12 protein-coding genes are annotated in these 16704 nt (G+C 66.9%); 3 read left to right on the top strand and 9 right to left on the bottom strand.

Annotated features, from left to right (window positions below):
• Nucleotides 1–14 precede the first annotated feature (14 nt).
• The 7 genes from QW861_RS25120 to QW861_RS25150 all read right to left on the bottom strand — a co-directional run bounded on the left by QW861_RS25120 (nt 15) and on the right by QW861_RS25150 (nt 9678).
• Nucleotides 15–794, bottom strand: coding sequence for an ABC transporter permease (locus QW861_RS25120; protein ID WP_315753338.1), 780 nt, complete (start codon nt 792–794; stop codon nt 15–17).
• Nucleotides 791–1903 (bottom strand): ABC transporter permease, encoded by a 1113-nt coding sequence (locus QW861_RS25125; protein ID WP_315753456.1) that lies wholly within the window; start codon nt 1901–1903, stop codon nt 791–793. The genes QW861_RS25120 and QW861_RS25125 overlap by 4 nt, the downstream gene beginning before the upstream one ends.
• A gap of 35 nt (nt 1904–1938) precedes the next feature.
• Entirely contained in the window at nt 1939–3033 is a 1095-nt protein-coding gene (locus QW861_RS25130) for an ABC transporter ATP-binding protein (protein WP_316184247.1), read from the bottom strand.
• 105 nt (nt 3034–3138) lie between these two features.
• Nucleotides 3139–4140, bottom strand: coding sequence for an ABC transporter substrate-binding protein (locus QW861_RS25135; protein WP_315716713.1), 1002 nt, complete (start codon nt 4138–4140; stop codon nt 3139–3141).
• A 318-nt stretch (nt 4141–4458) separates the two neighbouring features.
• Nucleotides 4459–4680: a hypothetical protein gene (locus QW861_RS25140; protein ID WP_315769322.1), complete on the bottom strand. Its 222-nt coding sequence runs from the start codon at nt 4678–4680 to the stop codon at nt 4459–4461.
• A 252-nt stretch (nt 4681–4932) separates the two neighbouring features.
• Complete coding sequence (locus tag QW861_RS25145) at nt 4933–8115, bottom strand: multidrug efflux RND transporter permease subunit (protein WP_315825428.1); 3183 nt, start codon at nt 8113–8115, stop codon at nt 4933–4935.
• A gap of 324 nt (nt 8116–8439) precedes the next feature.
• The gene (locus tag QW861_RS25150) at nt 8440–9678 is read right to left on the bottom strand and encodes an efflux RND transporter periplasmic adaptor subunit (protein ID WP_315753346.1); all 1239 of its coding nucleotides are present in this window, start codon (nt 9676–9678) and stop codon (nt 8440–8442) included.
• Between the two features lie 190 nt (nt 9679–9868).
• Here QW861_RS25150 and QW861_RS25155 point away from each other — a divergent pair, with 190 nt between their 5' ends.
• A complete protein-coding gene (locus tag QW861_RS25155; RefSeq protein WP_315716607.1) occupies nt 9869–10486 on the top strand; it encodes a TetR/AcrR family transcriptional regulator in 618 nt (205 codons plus the stop codon).
• 118 nt (nt 10487–10604) lie between these two features.
• Nucleotides 10605–12080: a M81 family metallopeptidase gene (locus QW861_RS25160; RefSeq protein WP_316193603.1), complete on the top strand. Its 1476-nt coding sequence runs from the start codon at nt 10605–10607 to the stop codon at nt 12078–12080.
• A gap of 259 nt (nt 12081–12339) precedes the next feature.
• Here the strand turns inward: QW861_RS25160 and QW861_RS25165 are convergent, their stop codons facing one another.
• A complete protein-coding gene (locus tag QW861_RS25165; protein WP_316193605.1) occupies nt 12340–13965 on the bottom strand; it encodes an MFS transporter in 1626 nt (541 codons plus the stop codon).
• Nucleotides 13952–15076 (bottom strand): HlyD family secretion protein, encoded by a 1125-nt coding sequence (locus QW861_RS25170; protein WP_315810741.1) that lies wholly within the window; start codon nt 15074–15076, stop codon nt 13952–13954. The genes QW861_RS25165 and QW861_RS25170 overlap by 14 nt, the downstream gene beginning before the upstream one ends.
• A gap of 602 nt (nt 15077–15678) precedes the next feature.
• On the opposite strand from QW861_RS25170, the gene galE reads away from it, so the two are divergent.
• Entirely contained in the window at nt 15679–16674 is a 996-nt protein-coding gene (galE, locus tag QW861_RS25175) for a UDP-glucose 4-epimerase GalE (RefSeq protein ID WP_316193607.1), read from the top strand.
• Nucleotides 16675–16704 lie beyond the last annotated feature (30 nt).

Below are 16704 nucleotides of genomic sequence, written 5' to 3' on the forward strand. Positions count from 1 at the left end.
CGATAAGCTCTCGCTCACGTCATCCGCCGCCGGAGCGCGAGCATCGCGAGCGACAGCACGATCGTCCCGACGATGAACACGGCCGCCGCCGAGACGATCGCCGGACTGATGTTCTCGCGGATGGTGGCGAACATCTGCCGCGCCAGGGTGCGCTGATTGGGGCCGGCGACGAACAGCGTCAGCACCACCTCGTCCAGCGACGTCGCGAAAGCGAACAATGCGCCGGAGATCATGCCGGGCAGCGCGATGGGAAACGTCACCGAGCGCAGCACCACGGCGGGCGAAGCGCCGAGGCTCGCGGCGGCCCGCTCGAGCTGGATATCGACGCCCTGCAAGGCCGAGGAGACGTTGACCAGCACGAACGGCACGGCGACGACGGTGTGCGCGATGATGACGCCGAGATAGGTGTTGGTGAGCCCGTAGCGCGAGAACATCAGCTGCATGCCGACGCCGAGCACCACCGCCGGCACGACCATCGGCAGTAGGAACACGGTGCGAAGCGTCGCGAACAGCAGCGAGGCGGGCTTGCCGCGCAGGCCGAGCGCGGCGAGCGTGCCGAGCAACGTTGCAAGGGCTGTGGTCCCCGCGCCGATCAGCAGGCTGTTGACGATCGAGAGCCGCCAGGAGTCGGCGGTGACCAGCTCGCGAAACCAGCGCGTCGAATAGCCGGGAATGGGATAGTTCAGGAACACGCTGTCGGTCAGCGATAGCGGCAGCACCGCGATCAACGGCCCGAGCAGGAACACGATGACGGCGATCGCGAACAGCAGCTTGACGAGCGGCAGCCATTTCATGCGCGCTGCTCCTCGGTCGAGGTCAGCCGGATGTAGAGGGCGTAGAGCAGGATCGTCATCGCGAGCAGGACGAGGCCAAGCGCGCCGGCCATGCCCCAGTTTGCGGCTCCCGTGGCGTAGTAGGCGATCACCGAGCTGATCATCTGATCGTTGGCGCCGCCGATCAGCGCCGGCGTGATGTAGTAGCCGAGCGCGGCCATGAACACGAGCAGGGCGCCGGAGACGACGCCGCGCATCGACAGCGGCAGCAGGACGTGGACGAAGGCGCGCAGCGGATGCGCGCCGAGCGAGGCCGCCGCCGGCATCAGATTGCGCGGGATCGCGATCAGCACGCTGAAGATCGGCAGCACCATGAACGGCAGCAGCACATGTGTCATGGCGATGACGACGCCGAGCCGGTTGAACATCAGCGGCACCGGCGCTGACGTCAGGCCGAGCCCCTTCAAGGTGGCGTTGATCAGGCCGTTGTCCTGCAGCACGACATACCAGGCCGCGGTGCGTACCAGGAGGGAGGTCCACAGCGGCAGCAGCACCGCGCCGAGCAGGATCTGCCGGCGCCAGCCGTCGACCGAGGCGGCCACCATCGCGAACGGCAGGCCGATGAGGATGCAGGCCAGCGTCACCAGCGCCGAGGTCACGAAGGTCCGGATCATGATCAGGCGGTTGGCCGAGGCGCCCTCCGGCATCGCAGCGATATTGCCGGCGGCGTTGCGCTCGAGGTCGACAGCAGCGAGCAGGTTCTTGTCGGTCCAGGGCGAGGCGACGGCCTCGGCGATGGTCGTCCAATAGGAGGTCTCGCTCCAACGCGAGTCGATTGCGGCGAGGTCGACCGCGCCGGTGCCGTCGAGCGCGCGGCGGGTCTTGCCGAGCAGGCTGCGGAATCCGGACTGCGCGCTGTTGAGGCGGCGAACGAGATCGCCGAACTGCTCGTCATTGGTCAGCTTGCGGATGTCGTCGATGAACGCGGCCTGTGCGGTTGCAGGAGGCACGCTCGTGCGGTCCCAGCGCGCCAGCGCCTTGTGGGTGCGGGGCAGGGACTCGGTCGCGACTGGATCGGATACAGCAGACTTCATCATCGTCACCAGCGGCACGACGAAGAACGACAGCATGAACGCCAGAAGCGGCGCCAGCAGCAGAACTGCCGTCAACCGTTGGCGGAGGTCTGGTCGCATGATCCCACCACCCAGACATCCGACGCCGCGAACGACAGCGCGACCTCGCTGCCGACCTCCGCGGCCTGACCGGCACGATCGCCCTTGATGATCAGCCGCTGCGCGCCGGCCGTGGCGACCAGACGCATGTGATCGCCGAAATACACCGCATCCAGGATGCGCGCGGTCAGGCGGTTCGCGGTCGCCGCTGCATGATCGTTGATCCGGATGGCCTCGGGACGGATCGAAACCTGCACCTTGCCGCCATCGATGCGGGCGGCGCCGGCATGCGCCGACAGCGTGAGGCCCGAGTCTGTCGTCAGCCGCATCACCTCGCCCGCGTGCTCGTCGAGCTTGCACGCCAGCAGGTTGGTCTCGCCGATGAACTCGGCGACGAATGACGTGCGCGGCAGCTCGTAGATCTCGCGCGGCGTGCCGATCTGCTCGATCCTGCCGTGGTTGAACACGGCGATGCGGTCGGACATCGTCAGCGCCTCGTCCTGGTCGTGGGTGACGAAGACGATGGTGAGGCCGAGCCGGCGGTGCAGGTCGCGGATGTCGAGTTGCATCTGCTCGCGCAGCTTCTTGTCGAGCGCACCGAGCGGCTCGTCCATCAGCACCACTTGCGGCTCGAACACCAGGGCGCGGGCGAGTGCGACGCGCTGCTGCTGGCCGCCGGAGAGCTGCGCCGGTTTGCGCTCGGCCATGGCCGACAGCTTGACCATGTCGAGCACGCGGGCGACGCGCTGCGCGATCTCGGGCTTGGACGTGCCGCGCATCCTGAGCGGAAAGGCGATGTTGTCGCGCACGCTCATATGCGGGAACAGCGCGTAGTTCTGGAACACCACGCCCATGTTGCGCTTGTGCGGCGGCAGCCCGTCGACCCTGGCGCCGCCGACCTCGATCGTGCCGCTGGTCGGCTGCTCGAAGCCTGCGAGCATCATCAGGAGCGTGGTCTTGCCGGAGCCGGAGGGCCCGAGCAGGGCGACGAACTCACCGCGCGCGATATCGAGATCGAGATCGTCGACCACGGTCAGCGCAGCGAAGCGCTTGACCACATGCCGGAACGAGATGAAGGGGGTATCCATGACGGAGGCTTTCGGCGCGGACCTCGCCGGGACTCATGCACGAGGAGGGCAGGCGCGCGTCGCGACGACGATCATCGCGCGCCCGGTTTGCTGAAGCGGCGAGCCTCAGCGCGCGAGCCAGGCGTTGAAGCGCTTCGACAGCTCTTCCGAATTGTCGGTCCAGAAGCCGACGTCGAGCGCGATCGCCTGCTTCAGATTGTCCGGCGTGGTCGGCAGCTCGGCGGCGAATTTTTCCGGCACCAGCTTGGCGGCGGCGATGTTCGGCAGGCCATAGGCGATGTATTCCGGCAGCTTGGCCTGGTTCTCGGCCTGGCTCGCAAACGCGATGAAGTTCATCGCGGCGTCCTTGTTTGGCGAGCCCTTCAGCACCACCCAGCTGTCGACAGCGTAGATGCTGCCCGGAAACACGAAGCCGAAATGCTTGCCCTCGGTGCGGTTGATGGCGCTGATGCGGCCGTTATAGACCGAGGTCATCGCGACCTGGCCGGATGACAGGAGCTGCAGCGGCTGCGCGCCGGCCTCCCACCACACGATGTCGGCCTTGAGCGCGTCGAGCTTCTTGAAGGCGCGCTCGACGCCCTCCTTGGTCTTCAGCACCTTGTAGACGTCGGTCGCCGGCACGCCGTCGGCCATCAGCGCGAATTCGAGCGTGTATTTGGCGCCCTTGCGCAGGCCGCGCTTGCCCGGAAACTTCGCCGTGTCCCAGAAGTCCGCCCAGGTCTTTGGCCCATCCTTGATCTTGTCGCCGTCATAGGACATGCCCGTCGACCACACGATGGCGCCGACGCCGCAATCGCTCACGCCGGCCGGGATGAAGCCTTTCTTGTCGCCGATCTTGCTCCAGTCGATCTTCTCATAGATGCCGTCGCTGCAGCCGAGCTCGAGCTCCTCGGCCTCGACCTGCACCGCATCCCAGTTCGGCACCCCGGCCTTCACCTTGGCCTGCAGCACGCCATAGCCGCCGTCCCAGCTCTCGTCGAGCACGGTGGCGCCGAGCTTGGCGGCGAACGGCTGGAAGTAGATCTTGCGCTGCGCGTCCTGATAGTTGCCGCCCCAAGACACCACCGTGAGATCGCGCGCCTGCGCCGCCGCGGCGACGCTCAGCATGGCTGCCGCCGCCACCAGCACCGTCTTCGAGACGGGGAGGGCCGCGCGTGGCGTCCCGTTCGACACCTTCACACCCGTGGGGCTGGTCCGCCGTGAAAACATGCTCGATGATCCGTCGCGCTTTGAAAGGTTCAAAAAAGCTATCGGCTGTTCCCAGCCGTGGCAAGCGCGAGTTTTGATCGTGAGATGATGCCATTTTGGCGCTAGGCGCCGCGCCGGCCGCGTTGCGGCAGGGCGTGTTGAGATCGTCCGCTGCCGGCGCATGGTCTGGTCCGGCGGGGGTCACGCCCCCGGGGACGTGTTTGGAGCGTTGCGGTCCTACAATCCGGCGCTGCAACCTTGATCGTCCGGGCAGGCAAGCGCCGGCACCGGTTCGCTCCCCGCCGAATTGTCGACGACGAGACCGAGCGCCGGTGTGCTCGTCGCCCGCGCACGGGTCGGAGCCGGCAGCCGCCGCGATGCACCGTGGGCGCCGATGCGTTCAAAACCCTCTGCTGTCTTCATCAGTCTGGCGGCGACAAGATGATTCAAAAAATCCATGTTGCAACTCCGTGTGGTCAAATGACCCGGCGGCCTGGTGCGGGACAGGCCGCCGGGTCGGCGCAACGTGCTGGAGTTGGCGTCCTCCATCTCGCTGCGCTGGTCTGTGATCCGTTTCACAGTCGTGTAGAATTGATCGTGAATCGGATCATCCGTGGAGCGTGATCGGGACGCCGGCTGCCATTTGTCTCTACGAATCAAGAGACGATCGCGTTTCCGGGCGCTCGACATCACGCGCGTTCACATTCTTGTTTACTCCGCGGGTTGAGCCGCCACCGTGCCGTGGCCGCCATGCTGGGTGAGGGGCTTCATGCCGGTCAGCGTCCGCAGCAGCACGTAGAACACGGGCGTCAGGAACAGGCCGAACACGGTGACGCCGATCATGCCGGAGAACACCGCGACGCCCATCGCGCGCCGCATCTCCGAGCCGGCGCCGGTCGAGAGCACCAGCGGCAGCACGCCCATGATGAACGCCATCGACGTCATCAGGATCGGCCGCAGCCGCAGGCGGCTGGCCTCGATCGCGGCGCGCAACGGCGTCCGCCCGGCGAATTCGAGCTCGCGCGCGAATTCGACGATCAGGATCGCGTTCTTGGCGGAGAGGCCGACGAGCACGATCAGGCCGATCTGGGTGAAGATGTTGTTGTCGCCCTTCGAGAGGTAGACACCGAACATCGCCGCCAGCAGGGCCATCGGCACGATCATCAGGATCGCCAGCGGCAGGGTCAGGCTCTCATACAGCGCGGCCAGCACCAGGAACACCAGCAGGATCGCGAGCGGAAACACCCACAGGCCGGAGTTGCCGGCGATGAACTCCTGGTAGGTCAGGTCGGTCCATTCGAAGGCGAAGCCGGGCGGCAGCACCTCGGCCGCGACCCGCTCGGCGGCCGCCTGCGCCTGGCCGGAGGAGAAGCCGGGCGCCGCTGCCGCGTTGATATCCGACGACAGGAAGCCGTTGTAGCGGATGGCGCGTTCGGGACCTGCGCTCTGTCGCACGTTGAGCAGCGCCGACAGCGGCACCATGTCGCCGGAGGCGGAGCGCACCTTGAGCTGGCGGATATCGTCGGCACGGGCGCGGAACGGCGCGTCGGCCTGCACGCGCACCGAATAGGTGCGGCCGAACTTGTTGAAGTCGTTCACGTAGTAGGAGCCGAGGTAGATCTGCAGGGTGTTGAACACCTCCGTCACGGGGACGCCGAGCTGCAACGCCTTGGTGCGGTCGATGTCGGCGAACAGTTGCGGGACGTTGACCTGGAAGCTCGAGAACACGCCGGCGATCTCCGGCGACTTCTGCAGGCCGGCCATGAACGCCTTGGTGACGTCGTTCAGAGCCTCGTAGCCGAGGCCGGCGCGGTCCTCGATCTGCAGCTTGAAGCCGCCGATGGTGCCCAAGCCGTTGACCGGTGGCGGCGGGAACATCGCGATGAAGGCGTCCTGGATGCCCGCATATTTCTTGTTGAGCTCCATCGCCAGCGCGCCGCCGGACAGCGATGGATCCTTACGCTCGTCGAACGGCTTCAAGGTCGAGAACACGATGCCGGCATTGGAGGAGTTGGTGAAGCCGGAGATCGACAGGCCGGGGAAGGCGACCGAGCTCTCGATCCCGGGCTGCGTCAGCGCGATGTCGCTCATCTTGCGGATCACCTCCTCGGAGCGGTCGAGCGTGGCGCCGTCCGGCAGCCGCGCGAAGCCGACCAGATACTGCTTGTCCTGGCCCGGCACGAAGCCGCCCGGCACCTGCTTGAACAGCACGGCGGTGGCGCCGACCAGCAGGACATAGAGGATCATCACCGCGGCCTTGCCGGTGATCACCTTGGACACGCTGCCGCTGTAATTGTTGGAGGCGCGGACGAAGGCGCGGTTGAAGCCGCGGAAGAACCAGCCGAGACTCTGGTCGAGGATGCGGGTGAGGCGATCCTTCGGCTCGTGGTGGCCCTTGAGCAGCAGCGCCGACAGGGCCGGCGACAAGGTCAGCGAGTTCACCGCCGAGATCACGGTGGAGATCGCGATCGTCAGCGCGAACTGCTTGTAGAACTGGCCCGTGAGGCCGGAGATGAAGGCGAGCGGCACGAACACGGCGACCAGCACCAGCGCGATCGCGATGATCGGCCCCGACACCTCGCGCATCGCTTGGTAGGTGGCGTCACGCGGCGACAGCCCGCTCTCGATGTTGCGCTCGACATTCTCGACCACGACGATGGCGTCGTCGACGACGATGCCGATCGCGAGCACCAGGCCGAACAGGCTGAGCGCGTTGATCGAGAAGCCGAACAGATGCATCACGGCGAAGGTGCCGACGATGGAGACGGGCACCGCCAGCAGCGGGATGATCGAGGCGCGCCAGGTCTGCAGGAACAGGATCACCACGATCACGACCAGCACGATCGCCTCGAACAGCGTGTGCACGACGGCCTCGATCGAGGAGCGCACGAACTGGGTCGGGTCGTAGACGATGTGATACTCGACGCCCTCCGGCATCGTCTTCGCGATCTCCGCCATGGTGGCGCGGACGTTGTCGGAGATCTGCAGCGCGTTGGAGCCCGGCGCCTGGAAGATCGGAATCGCCACCGCCTGCTTGTTGTCGAGCAGCGAGCGCAGGCCGTATTCGGAGGCGCCGAGCTCGATGCGGGCGACGTCGCGCAGCCGCGTGATCTCGCCGTGAGCGCCGGTCTTCACCACGATGTCGGCGAACTGGTCCTCGTTCGACAGCCGGCCCTCGGCATTGACCGAGAGCTGCAGGTCCAGCCCCTTCACGCTCGGCGAGGCGCCGACCACGCCGGCAGCGGCCTCGACGTTCTGCGCCTGGATCGCCTTGACGATGTCGCTAGCGGAGAGACCGTGCTCGGCCGCCTTCTGCGGATCGACCCAGACCCGCATCGAATAGTCGCCGGCGCCGAACAGCTGGACGTCGCCGACGCCGTCGATGCGCGCCAGCCGGTCCTTGACGTTGAGCACCGCGTAGTTGCGCAAATAGGTGGTGTCATAGCGGCCGTTGGGCGAGATCAGATGCACGACCATGGTGAGGTCGGGCGAGCTCTTCTTGGTGATCACCCCGAGCTGGCGCACCACGGCGGGCAGCCGCGGCTCGGCCTGCTGCACCCGGTTCTGCACCAGCTGCGTGGCCTTGTCCGGATCGGTGCCGAGCTTGAAGGTGACCGTGAGCGTCATCGCGCCGTCGGTGGTCGCCTGGCTGCTCATATAGAGCATGTTCTCGACGCCGTTGATCTGCTCCTCGATCGGCGTCGCCACCGTCTCGGCGATCACCTTCGGATTGGCGCCGGGATAGGTCGCACGCACCACCACGGAGGGCGGCACGACGTCGGGGTATTCGGAGATCGGCATGGAGAACAGCGCGATCAAGCCGCCGAGGAAGATCAGCGTCGACAGCACGCCTGCGAAGATCGGCCGATCGATGAAGAATTTGGAGAGGTTCATGGGAGGCCCCGTGGTCGGGAGAGGTCGGTCGTCGTTATCTGACTTGGTCTAAGGGCTGGCGCGGTGCCCACCCTCCCCTGGAGGGGGAGGGTCGGCTCGCATGAGCGCAGCGACATGCGAGACGGGGTGGGGTGGCGGCCCCTCCGCGCGTGCGGTGCTCGACTGAGACGAACCCGCGACGCACGGATGGCTGAGGAGGTGCGAGCAGGTTTTCACCAACTGAGACCGTCACCCCACCCCGCCGCGCGCTGTGCGCGCGTCGACCCTCCCCCTCCAGGGGAGGGTGGGCATCGCGTGTGTGGTGACCGCCATTGTCGATCATGATCAGCGCTGCGCCAGTCGCTTGTTGTCAGTGGCCGCCCCATCGCGTGCGCCCATCGCGGCCACCTGCGTCTTCAACAACGCACCTGGCCGCACCCGCTGGAGGCCGTTGACGACCACGCGCTCGCCGGGCTTGAGGCCGGCGGAGATGATGCGCAGGCCATCGACGCTGCCGCCGAGGCTGACCGGGCGATAGACAGCGCGCTCGTCGTCGCCGACCACCATCACGAATTTCTTGTCCTGGTCGGTGCCGATGGCGCGCTCGTCGAGCAGCACCAGCGATTGCTGCTGCGGCTGGCCCATGCGCACGCGCGCGAACTGGCCGGGGATCAGCCGGCCGTCCTCGTTCTTGAACACGGCGCGGACGCGGATCGTGCCGCTCTGCCCGTTGACCTGATTGTCGATCAACTGGATATGGCCGGATGCCGTGATGCCGCCCGAGGTCGTCATCTCGACCGGGATGCGGTCGAGATTGCCGCGTTTGCCCGAGCCGTCGGCAATCGCCGACAATGCGCGCAACACCAGCTCTTCGGTGGCGTCGAAGCTCGCATAGATCGGGTTGACGGACACCAGCGAGGTCAGCACCGGCGAGGCCGACCCGGCGGCGACGAGGTTGCCGACCGTGACCTCGATCCGGCCGACCCGGCCGTCGACCGGCGCGCGCACCTGCGTGTAGTCGAGATTGAGCTTGGCTGTCTGCAAGGTCGCTTCGGCGGCCTTGACGTTGGCGATGGCTTCGCGATTGCCGTTGTCGCGCTGGTCGTAATCGCGCTTGGTCACGATGGAATTGCCAACCAGCTGCGCGCCGCGCTCCAGTTCGTTGGCGGCGAAGGCGGCGCGGGCGCGCGCCGCTTCCAGTTGCGCCTGCGCCCGGTCGACCTCGGCGGCGTAGGGCGCCGGGTCGATCTTGAACAGGACGTCGCCAGCCTTGACCAGCGAGCCCTCGGTGAAATTGGTGCCGAGAATGGCACCGGCCACCCGCGGCCGGATCTCGACCCGCTCGACGGCTTCAAGCCGGCCGGAGAACTCGTCCCACAGGCTCGCCTGGCGCGGCTCGACGACGGCAACCGTAACGGGGACGGCCTGTTCGGGGGCCGCAGCGCGGGCCGCATTCGGCGCGGAACTGAAGTGGAAATATTGGGAGCCGGCGTAGGAGCCGGCGGCAATCACCAAGCCGGCGGCGGCGACGGTGCTCAGCCACCGCTTCAGGCGGCCGGAAGAACGAATTTCGGACGAAGGCATTGGCGCGCTCCAGATTTGTAGTGCTCGCTACAAATGTGGCGCTGGCAACCCGTTCGCAAGAGACTTATGTAACGGATACTACGAAAATAGTAGCCCGACTTTCGGCGGACTGCGCCAGATCAAAGAAATCGCGTTCAAGAACAACTAGATAAGAATCAGACGGGGCGGAGACGGAACAGGAGTTTTGCAGATGGGCATCGGACGGCCCCGGACTTTCGATCGCGACACCGCGCTGGACCAGGCGATGGAGGTGTTTTGGCGCCATGGCTATGAGGGCGCCACCATCGCCCAGCTCACCGATGCCATGGGCATCAACCCGCCCAGCCTCTATGCCGCGTTCGGCAGCAAGGAGGCCCTGCTCAGGGCCGCGCTCGACCGCTACACGGCGCGACGGGAGGCCTGGATGGACGAGGTGCTGAGCGCGCCGACCGCCCACGAGGTCACCGCGCGGATGCTGATGGGCGTCGCCGAGAAACAGACCGATCCTTCCAATCCGCCCGGCTGCCTGCTGGTGCAGGGCGGTCTCGCCTGCGGCTCCGGCTCTTCCAACGTGCCGTTCGAGCTCGCGGCCCGCCGCGCGCAGACCGAGGAGCAGCTCCGGCACCGTTTCGAGCGCGCCAAGCGCGAAGGCGATCTGGCTGAAGCCGCCGACCCCGCTGCGCTCGCGCGCTATGTTTCCGCCGTGATCACCGGCATGAGCGTGATGGCGTCGTCAGGCGCCGACCGCGAGGCATTATCCCAGGTCGCCGTCGTCGCGATCAAGGCGATCGAGGATCAGTCGGTGAGGGCGCCGGCGGCGGCGAACTGATCGACATCATGCGCTGCGCGACGGGTGCTCTGCCGTCGCAAAGTCTTGTGCTCGTGGGCGCGATGCGATCCCCTGCGGCCGCCTCATTGTCATCGCGCGAACCAAGAGCAATTCCTCCATGCGTGTCTTCTCCGCCGCCCTTGCCACCGAGACCAACACTTTTGCGCCGATGCCGACGGGGCTCGCGACCTTCCACGAGCGCGCCTACTTCCCGGCCGGAACGCATCCGGACAAGATGCAGATGCATGGCGGGCCACTATGGGCGGCGCGGCAGGTCGGGCCATCGAAAGGTTGGACCTTGATCGAGGGGCTGGTCGCCGCAGCGGTGCCGAACGGGCTCGTCACCCGCGCCGCGTTCGAAACCCTGCGCGACCAGATCCTCGCCGACCTCGAAGCCGCGCTGCCGGTCGACATGGCGTTGATCGGCCTGCACGGCGCGATGATCGCCGACGGCTATGATGATTGCGAGGGCGAGCTGCTCGCGCGCATCCGCGACATCGTCGGACCCGATGTGGTCATCGGTGCGACGCTCGACCCCCACGTTCACATGAGCGAGCTGATGGTCAGAAGCGCCGATCTTCTGATCTGCTGGAAGGAATATCCGCACACCGACATTCTCGAGCGGGCCCAGGATCTGGTGAAACATTGCACCGAGCTCGCCGAGAAGCGGCTGAAGCTGCAGAAGGCCCTGGTCGACACCGACATGATCGTGACCCTGCACACCACGCGCGAGCCGGTGCGCAGCTTCGTCGACCGCGTCACCGCGCTGGAAGGCAAGGACGGCATCGTCTCGGCCTCGATCGTTCACGGCTTCGGCTGGGGCGACACGCCGTCCATGGGCACCAAGGTGCTGGTCTATAGCGATGCCGCCGTCGATCCCGATGGCGCCAAGGCGCAGGCGCTGGCGCGCAAGCTCGCGGACGAGCTGATCGGCATGCGCGAGGCGGTGACCGAACGCATGCCCGGCGTCGATGCTGCGCTCGACCAGGCCTTGGCGAAGGACGGCACCATCGTGCTCGGCGATGCCAGCGACAATCCCGGCGGCGGTGCGCCCGGCGATTCCACGTTCATCCTGCGCCGGCTGCTCGACCGCAACATCGGCAATGCCTGCCTCGGTCCGCTCTGGGATCCGATCGCGGTGCGCATCGCCTTCGATGCCGGCGTCGGCGCCAAGCTGCCGCTGCGGATCGGCGGCAAGATCGGGCCGCTGTCGGGTGATCCCGTCGATGCGACCTGGGAGATCAAGGCGCTGAAGGAGAATATGGTGATGACGGGCCTTGCCGGCACGCCCGCCAAGCTCGGCGATTGCGCGTTGATCGGGAGCAATGGCGTCGAGGTCGTGATCACCACGTTCCGCTGCCAGGCGTTCGGCACCGACTTCTTCACGCAGCTCGGCTGCGATCCTGCCGCGCGCAAGCTCGTCGTGGTGAAATCCGCCCAGCATTTCCGCGCGGCATTTGCGCCGATCGCGGCCGACATCATCATGGTCGATGCGCCCGGCGTGGTCGCGCGCGACGTCACGACGTTGCCCTACAAGAAGATCAAGCGTCCGAAATGGCCGCTCGACGAGTTGCCGCAATCATCGCGAGCATGATGTCCCAGAATGCGACGATCATCGCACCGCCGTTAACGTTCGGAACGCGGCTGGAACGAACCGCGTCCGAATCGCTTGCGAATCACGGTTTGAGATCTGTTCACGGCTAGATGTCGTAGCTCTCGGAGATGGCGCGCAACATGCAGCGCTGGCGATTCTGATCGTGCGGCTCGGCTTTCGTCAGAAGGTTAAAGACGCAGAGGCGCGCCGGCGTTGTTGGAGAGAAGGCGACGACCCCGCATGCTGCGGGCGGGCCCGCTCACGTCGTCGACGTTCCGAACCGTCGCATCCACGCCGCCCTCAGACCGATCGGTGCTGGCGAGAACGGGCCCGAAGGCGCGCGCGTGATCAGGGCGACCAGCAGGAGCGCGGCGATCGCGAGCCAGAAGCACAGCCAGAACGCATCGAGATAAGCGAGCACGTTGGCCTCGCGCTGCACCTGCGCGGCCAAGGTCCCGACGGCGCGGGCCTTGGCCTGGCCGCCGCCATGCGCGGCGAAATAGCCGGTCAGTCGTTGCAGCGCGCGCGCGACGTCGAGATCGCCGCTCTGGATATTGAGGCCGAGATAGGCCGAATGCACCTGCTCGCGCACCCGCAGCCACGTTCCCATCAGGGCGACGCCGATTTCGGCGCCGCCGAGCCGCATCACCTGGATATAGGCCGCAAAGGACGTCGCCCGCGCCGGATCGGAATTCGACAGCGCGACGATGATGATCGGAAGCAAGGTCAGGGCCTGTCCGATCGACTGCAGCACGACGATGACGATGAAATCCTCGCGCGCCCAGGCATGGGTGATCTGAGTGCCGAGCAGATTGGCCGCCGCGAAGGCACTGAGACCGAGCACGACGACGATGCGGGGATCGAGATGGCGAAGCAGGACGATCGACAGCGGCACCAGCACGACCATCGGCAGCGCGCCGTAGAACAACAGCAGCGAGCCGCTCTGCTCCGGCCGCAACTGCGTGATGGTGACGAGGAAGTTCGGCACCAGCGACGCATTCGAGAGGCTGGTCAGCGTGTAGAGCAGGATCACGACCAGCGACAGCCCGATGTTGCGCGAGAACAGCACGTTGAAATGCGCCCATGGCTGCGGGGCGAGCGCCTCGTTGACGAGGAACAGGACGAACAGCGCGGCGCCGCCGCACAGCAGCGCCATCACCGTGCCCGATTGCAGCCAGTCGAGTCGGTTGCCCTGGTCGAGACCGGCATAGATCATCGCCACGGCGCTGCCGAGCAGCAGCATCCCGCCCCAGTCGGCGTTCTCGAGCAGCGCGCGGTTGACGGGCTCGGCCGGGGTGCCGAGATAGACCATCAGCGCCATCAGCGGCGCCAGCACGACGCCCTGCCAGTACAGCCACTGCCAGCCGAGATGCTCGACATAGAAGCCGACCAGCGAGGTCGAGGTATCCAGCGCGAAGCCGACCCGGATCGCATAGATCGAGATCGCCGGCAGCCACCAGCGGATCGGCAGGTTGCGGAAGATGATCATGAGCGTGGCCGGCACGAAGGTGCCGAGCAGCATGCCGTGCAGGATCGCGAGCGCGATCAAGGTCGGATAGTCGCGCACGAACGGAATGATCAGGGACAGCACCGCATAGATCAGGCTGGGAATACCCAGCACACGGCGCAGACCGAACACGGTCGCGAGCCACGCCACGGCCGGCGCGATGACGATCTGCGAGCCGATCGCCGCGGTGGACAGCCAGGCGCCCTCGTCAAAACCGAGCGAGAACGCGCCGCGCAGATCGGGCAGGCCGACCGAGGTCAGCCGGCTGTCGAAATTCGCCAGGAACGAGCCGAGCAGGACGGCGCCGACGGCAAACAGCGGATGCGCCGCCTGGCCGCCGCGCGACAGCGGTCCGCGATCGGTCTCACTTGGCGCCATCGGCCTGGCCGGTGGTGCGGATGTGGGTCACGACCGACATGCCCGGCAGCAGCCGCGCGAGCAGCGGCTGGTCGCCGTCGAGGGCGATGCGGACCGGAATGCGCTGCACGACCTTGGTGAAGTTGCCGGTGGCATTGTCGGGCGGCAGCAGCGCGAATTGCGAGCCGGAGGCCGGCGCGATCCGCTCGACGCGGCCATGCAGCCTCTGGCCCGGGAACGAATCCACGGTGATCTCGACCGGCTGGCCGGGGGCGACATGGGTGAGCTGCGTTTCCTTGTAGTTGGCGATGACGAAGACATGCGGCAGCGGCACCACCGCGATCAGGCTGCTGCCGATATTGACGTAGTCGCCGACCTGCACCTGGCGCTGTCCGACGACGCCGTCGAATGGCGCGGTGATCCTGGTGTAGCCGAGCTTGAGCCGCGCGGCGGCGAGCGCGGCCTTGGCGCCGGCGAGATCGGCGCCGCGCTGCTTCTTGGTGCCGGTGAGCACCTCGAGCTGATGACGCTGCGCGGCGATCACGGCGCGGCTCGCGCGCACGTCCGCCTGTGCCTTGGCATAAGCGGCCGTTGCCTGTTCCAGCCGCTGCTTGGTACCTGCCTCGCTCTGCGACAGCGACTGCTGGCGCTCTTCCTCCTGCCTGGCCTGCACCTCGGCCGCGCCGGCCGAGACCTGCTGCGCCTCGGCCTGGGCGATGGTCGCGTATTGCAGCTCGACCTGATTGCTGAGGTTGTCGAGCGCCGCCTGCGCCGCTTCGACATTGGCCTCGGCCTGCGACACCTGTGCCTCGTAGTCGGCCGGATCGATCTGGACCAGCAGGTCGCCGGCCTTGACCTGCTGGAAATCGCTGACCGCAACCTTCGTCACCTCGCCGGCCACGCGGCTCGAGAGCTGCGTCAGGTCGGCGCGCACATAGGCATCGTTGGTCGATTGGGTCGTTGCGTTGCCGGTCCAGGCGTTCCAGCGCGTGGTCGCGAGCGCCACGAAGGCGAGCGCTGCGATCACCGCAAGCAGCGGAATGCCGAGACGCGCCCAGAGCCCGGGCGCCGCGGCGGGCGGCGTCGATGCAGCGCGCGCCGCCGCGTCGACGTTGCTCGGTGTTTCACTCAAGGGACGCCTCCTGCATCGGCCGACGCTGATCAGTCCGACGACTCGTATCCCATTCTGCGCCGCGTGCCACCTGGACTCTGGGTTGTGAGCCATGCGTCGCGGGGCATGGACATCTGCGCGCCGAACGGAACCCGCGGGCGATCGGACCGTGATGAACCAGCTAACAGGCCAGCAGGTTGAGCACAGGCACAGCCCGCGATCGCCGCGCCGGGATCGCGCCAACGACATCGGCGCCGGATTCGCTGCCGCGACCAGCCCGCGCCTGATGTCCCAGAATGCGACGTCGCGCGCGCTCACGTTAACGTTCAGAACGTGACTTGAACGAACCGCGTCCGAATCAGCGGCGCAGCCCGGTACGAGGTCTGTTCACGGCTAGATGTCGTGCCGTCATCGCGTGACATCAGCTATTCGGCGTCACTTGACCGCAATTTGGACGACCGGCTGGGTGCGAGAGCGTTAAGAGCACGGAGCGGCCTGCCGCCCAGCGGTTGTCGGTGACGCCGGCCGGCGCGCGCTGCCCGGTTGCAGCGGTCGCCTCGCTGGGTCACATTTCTCATCCGCGACTTGGGTCCAGCCGTTTGCTGATCAGAAGGCTTTCATGCATGGGTCACAAGGGAGCGATCCTGGTTGCCGGCGGCGCCGGCTACATCGGGGCTCATTGCTGCAAGGCTGTCGCCGGGGCTGGCTACGTGCCGATCTGTTACGACAATCTGTCCACCGGCCATCGCCGCTTCGTGCGATGGGGACCGCTCGTGGTCGGCGACATCGCCGACAGCGCCAGGGTGGCTGACACCATCCGCGCCCACGCGGTCGACGCGGTGATGCACCTGGCCGGGCCGAGCACGATCGGCGAATCCGTCGCCGATCCGCACAAATATTATCTGAACAACGTCGTCGGCACGTTGGGCCTGCTGCAGGGCATGCGCGAGGCCGGCTGCGCGCGGCTGGTGTTCTCCTCGACCGGCGCGGTCTATGGCGACGCCGGGCGGGATCCGATTCCCGAGAGCGCCGCGGGATCGGCCCTGAATCCATACGGCCGCTCGAAATACATGATCGAGCAGATCCTGGCGGACTATCAGGCAGCCTACGGCCTGTCGGCCATCGTGCTGCGCTACTTCAACGCCGGCGGCGCCGACGCGTCAGGCCTGATCGGTGAGTTGCGCGATCCCGAGACGCACCTGATCCCGCGAGCGCTGATGGCGATCCTCGGCCACGTGCCGGACTTTGCGATCTTCGGCACCGACTATGACACACCCGACGGGACCGCCGTGCGCGATTACGTTCACGTCGACGATCTCGCGGCAGCCCACATCGCGGCGATGGAGCGTCTGCTGCAGACCGGTTCGGGTGGCACCTACAATCTCGGGACCGGCCGCGGCCATTCGGTGCGCGAGATCGTCGATGCAATCGGCAGGGAGACCGGCGAGCGGGTCCCGCTGGTGGTGCGCGCGCGCCGCGCCGGCGATCCTCCGGTCCTGGTCGCAGATCCCCATCTTGCCCAGCAGGAGCTCGGCTTCGCGGCGCATCGGTCCGATCTCGGCACGATCATCCGCTCGGCCTGGACCTGGCACCAGACCGCGCACCCCCGGATCGCATGAGGCCGATGCCGCGTGCCGGGGGCTCGTCGG

This window comes from Bradyrhizobium sp. SZCCHNRI1029 (assembly GCF_032487555.1).
In the GTDB taxonomy this organism is placed as follows: Bacteria; Pseudomonadota; Alphaproteobacteria; order Rhizobiales; family Xanthobacteraceae; genus Bradyrhizobium.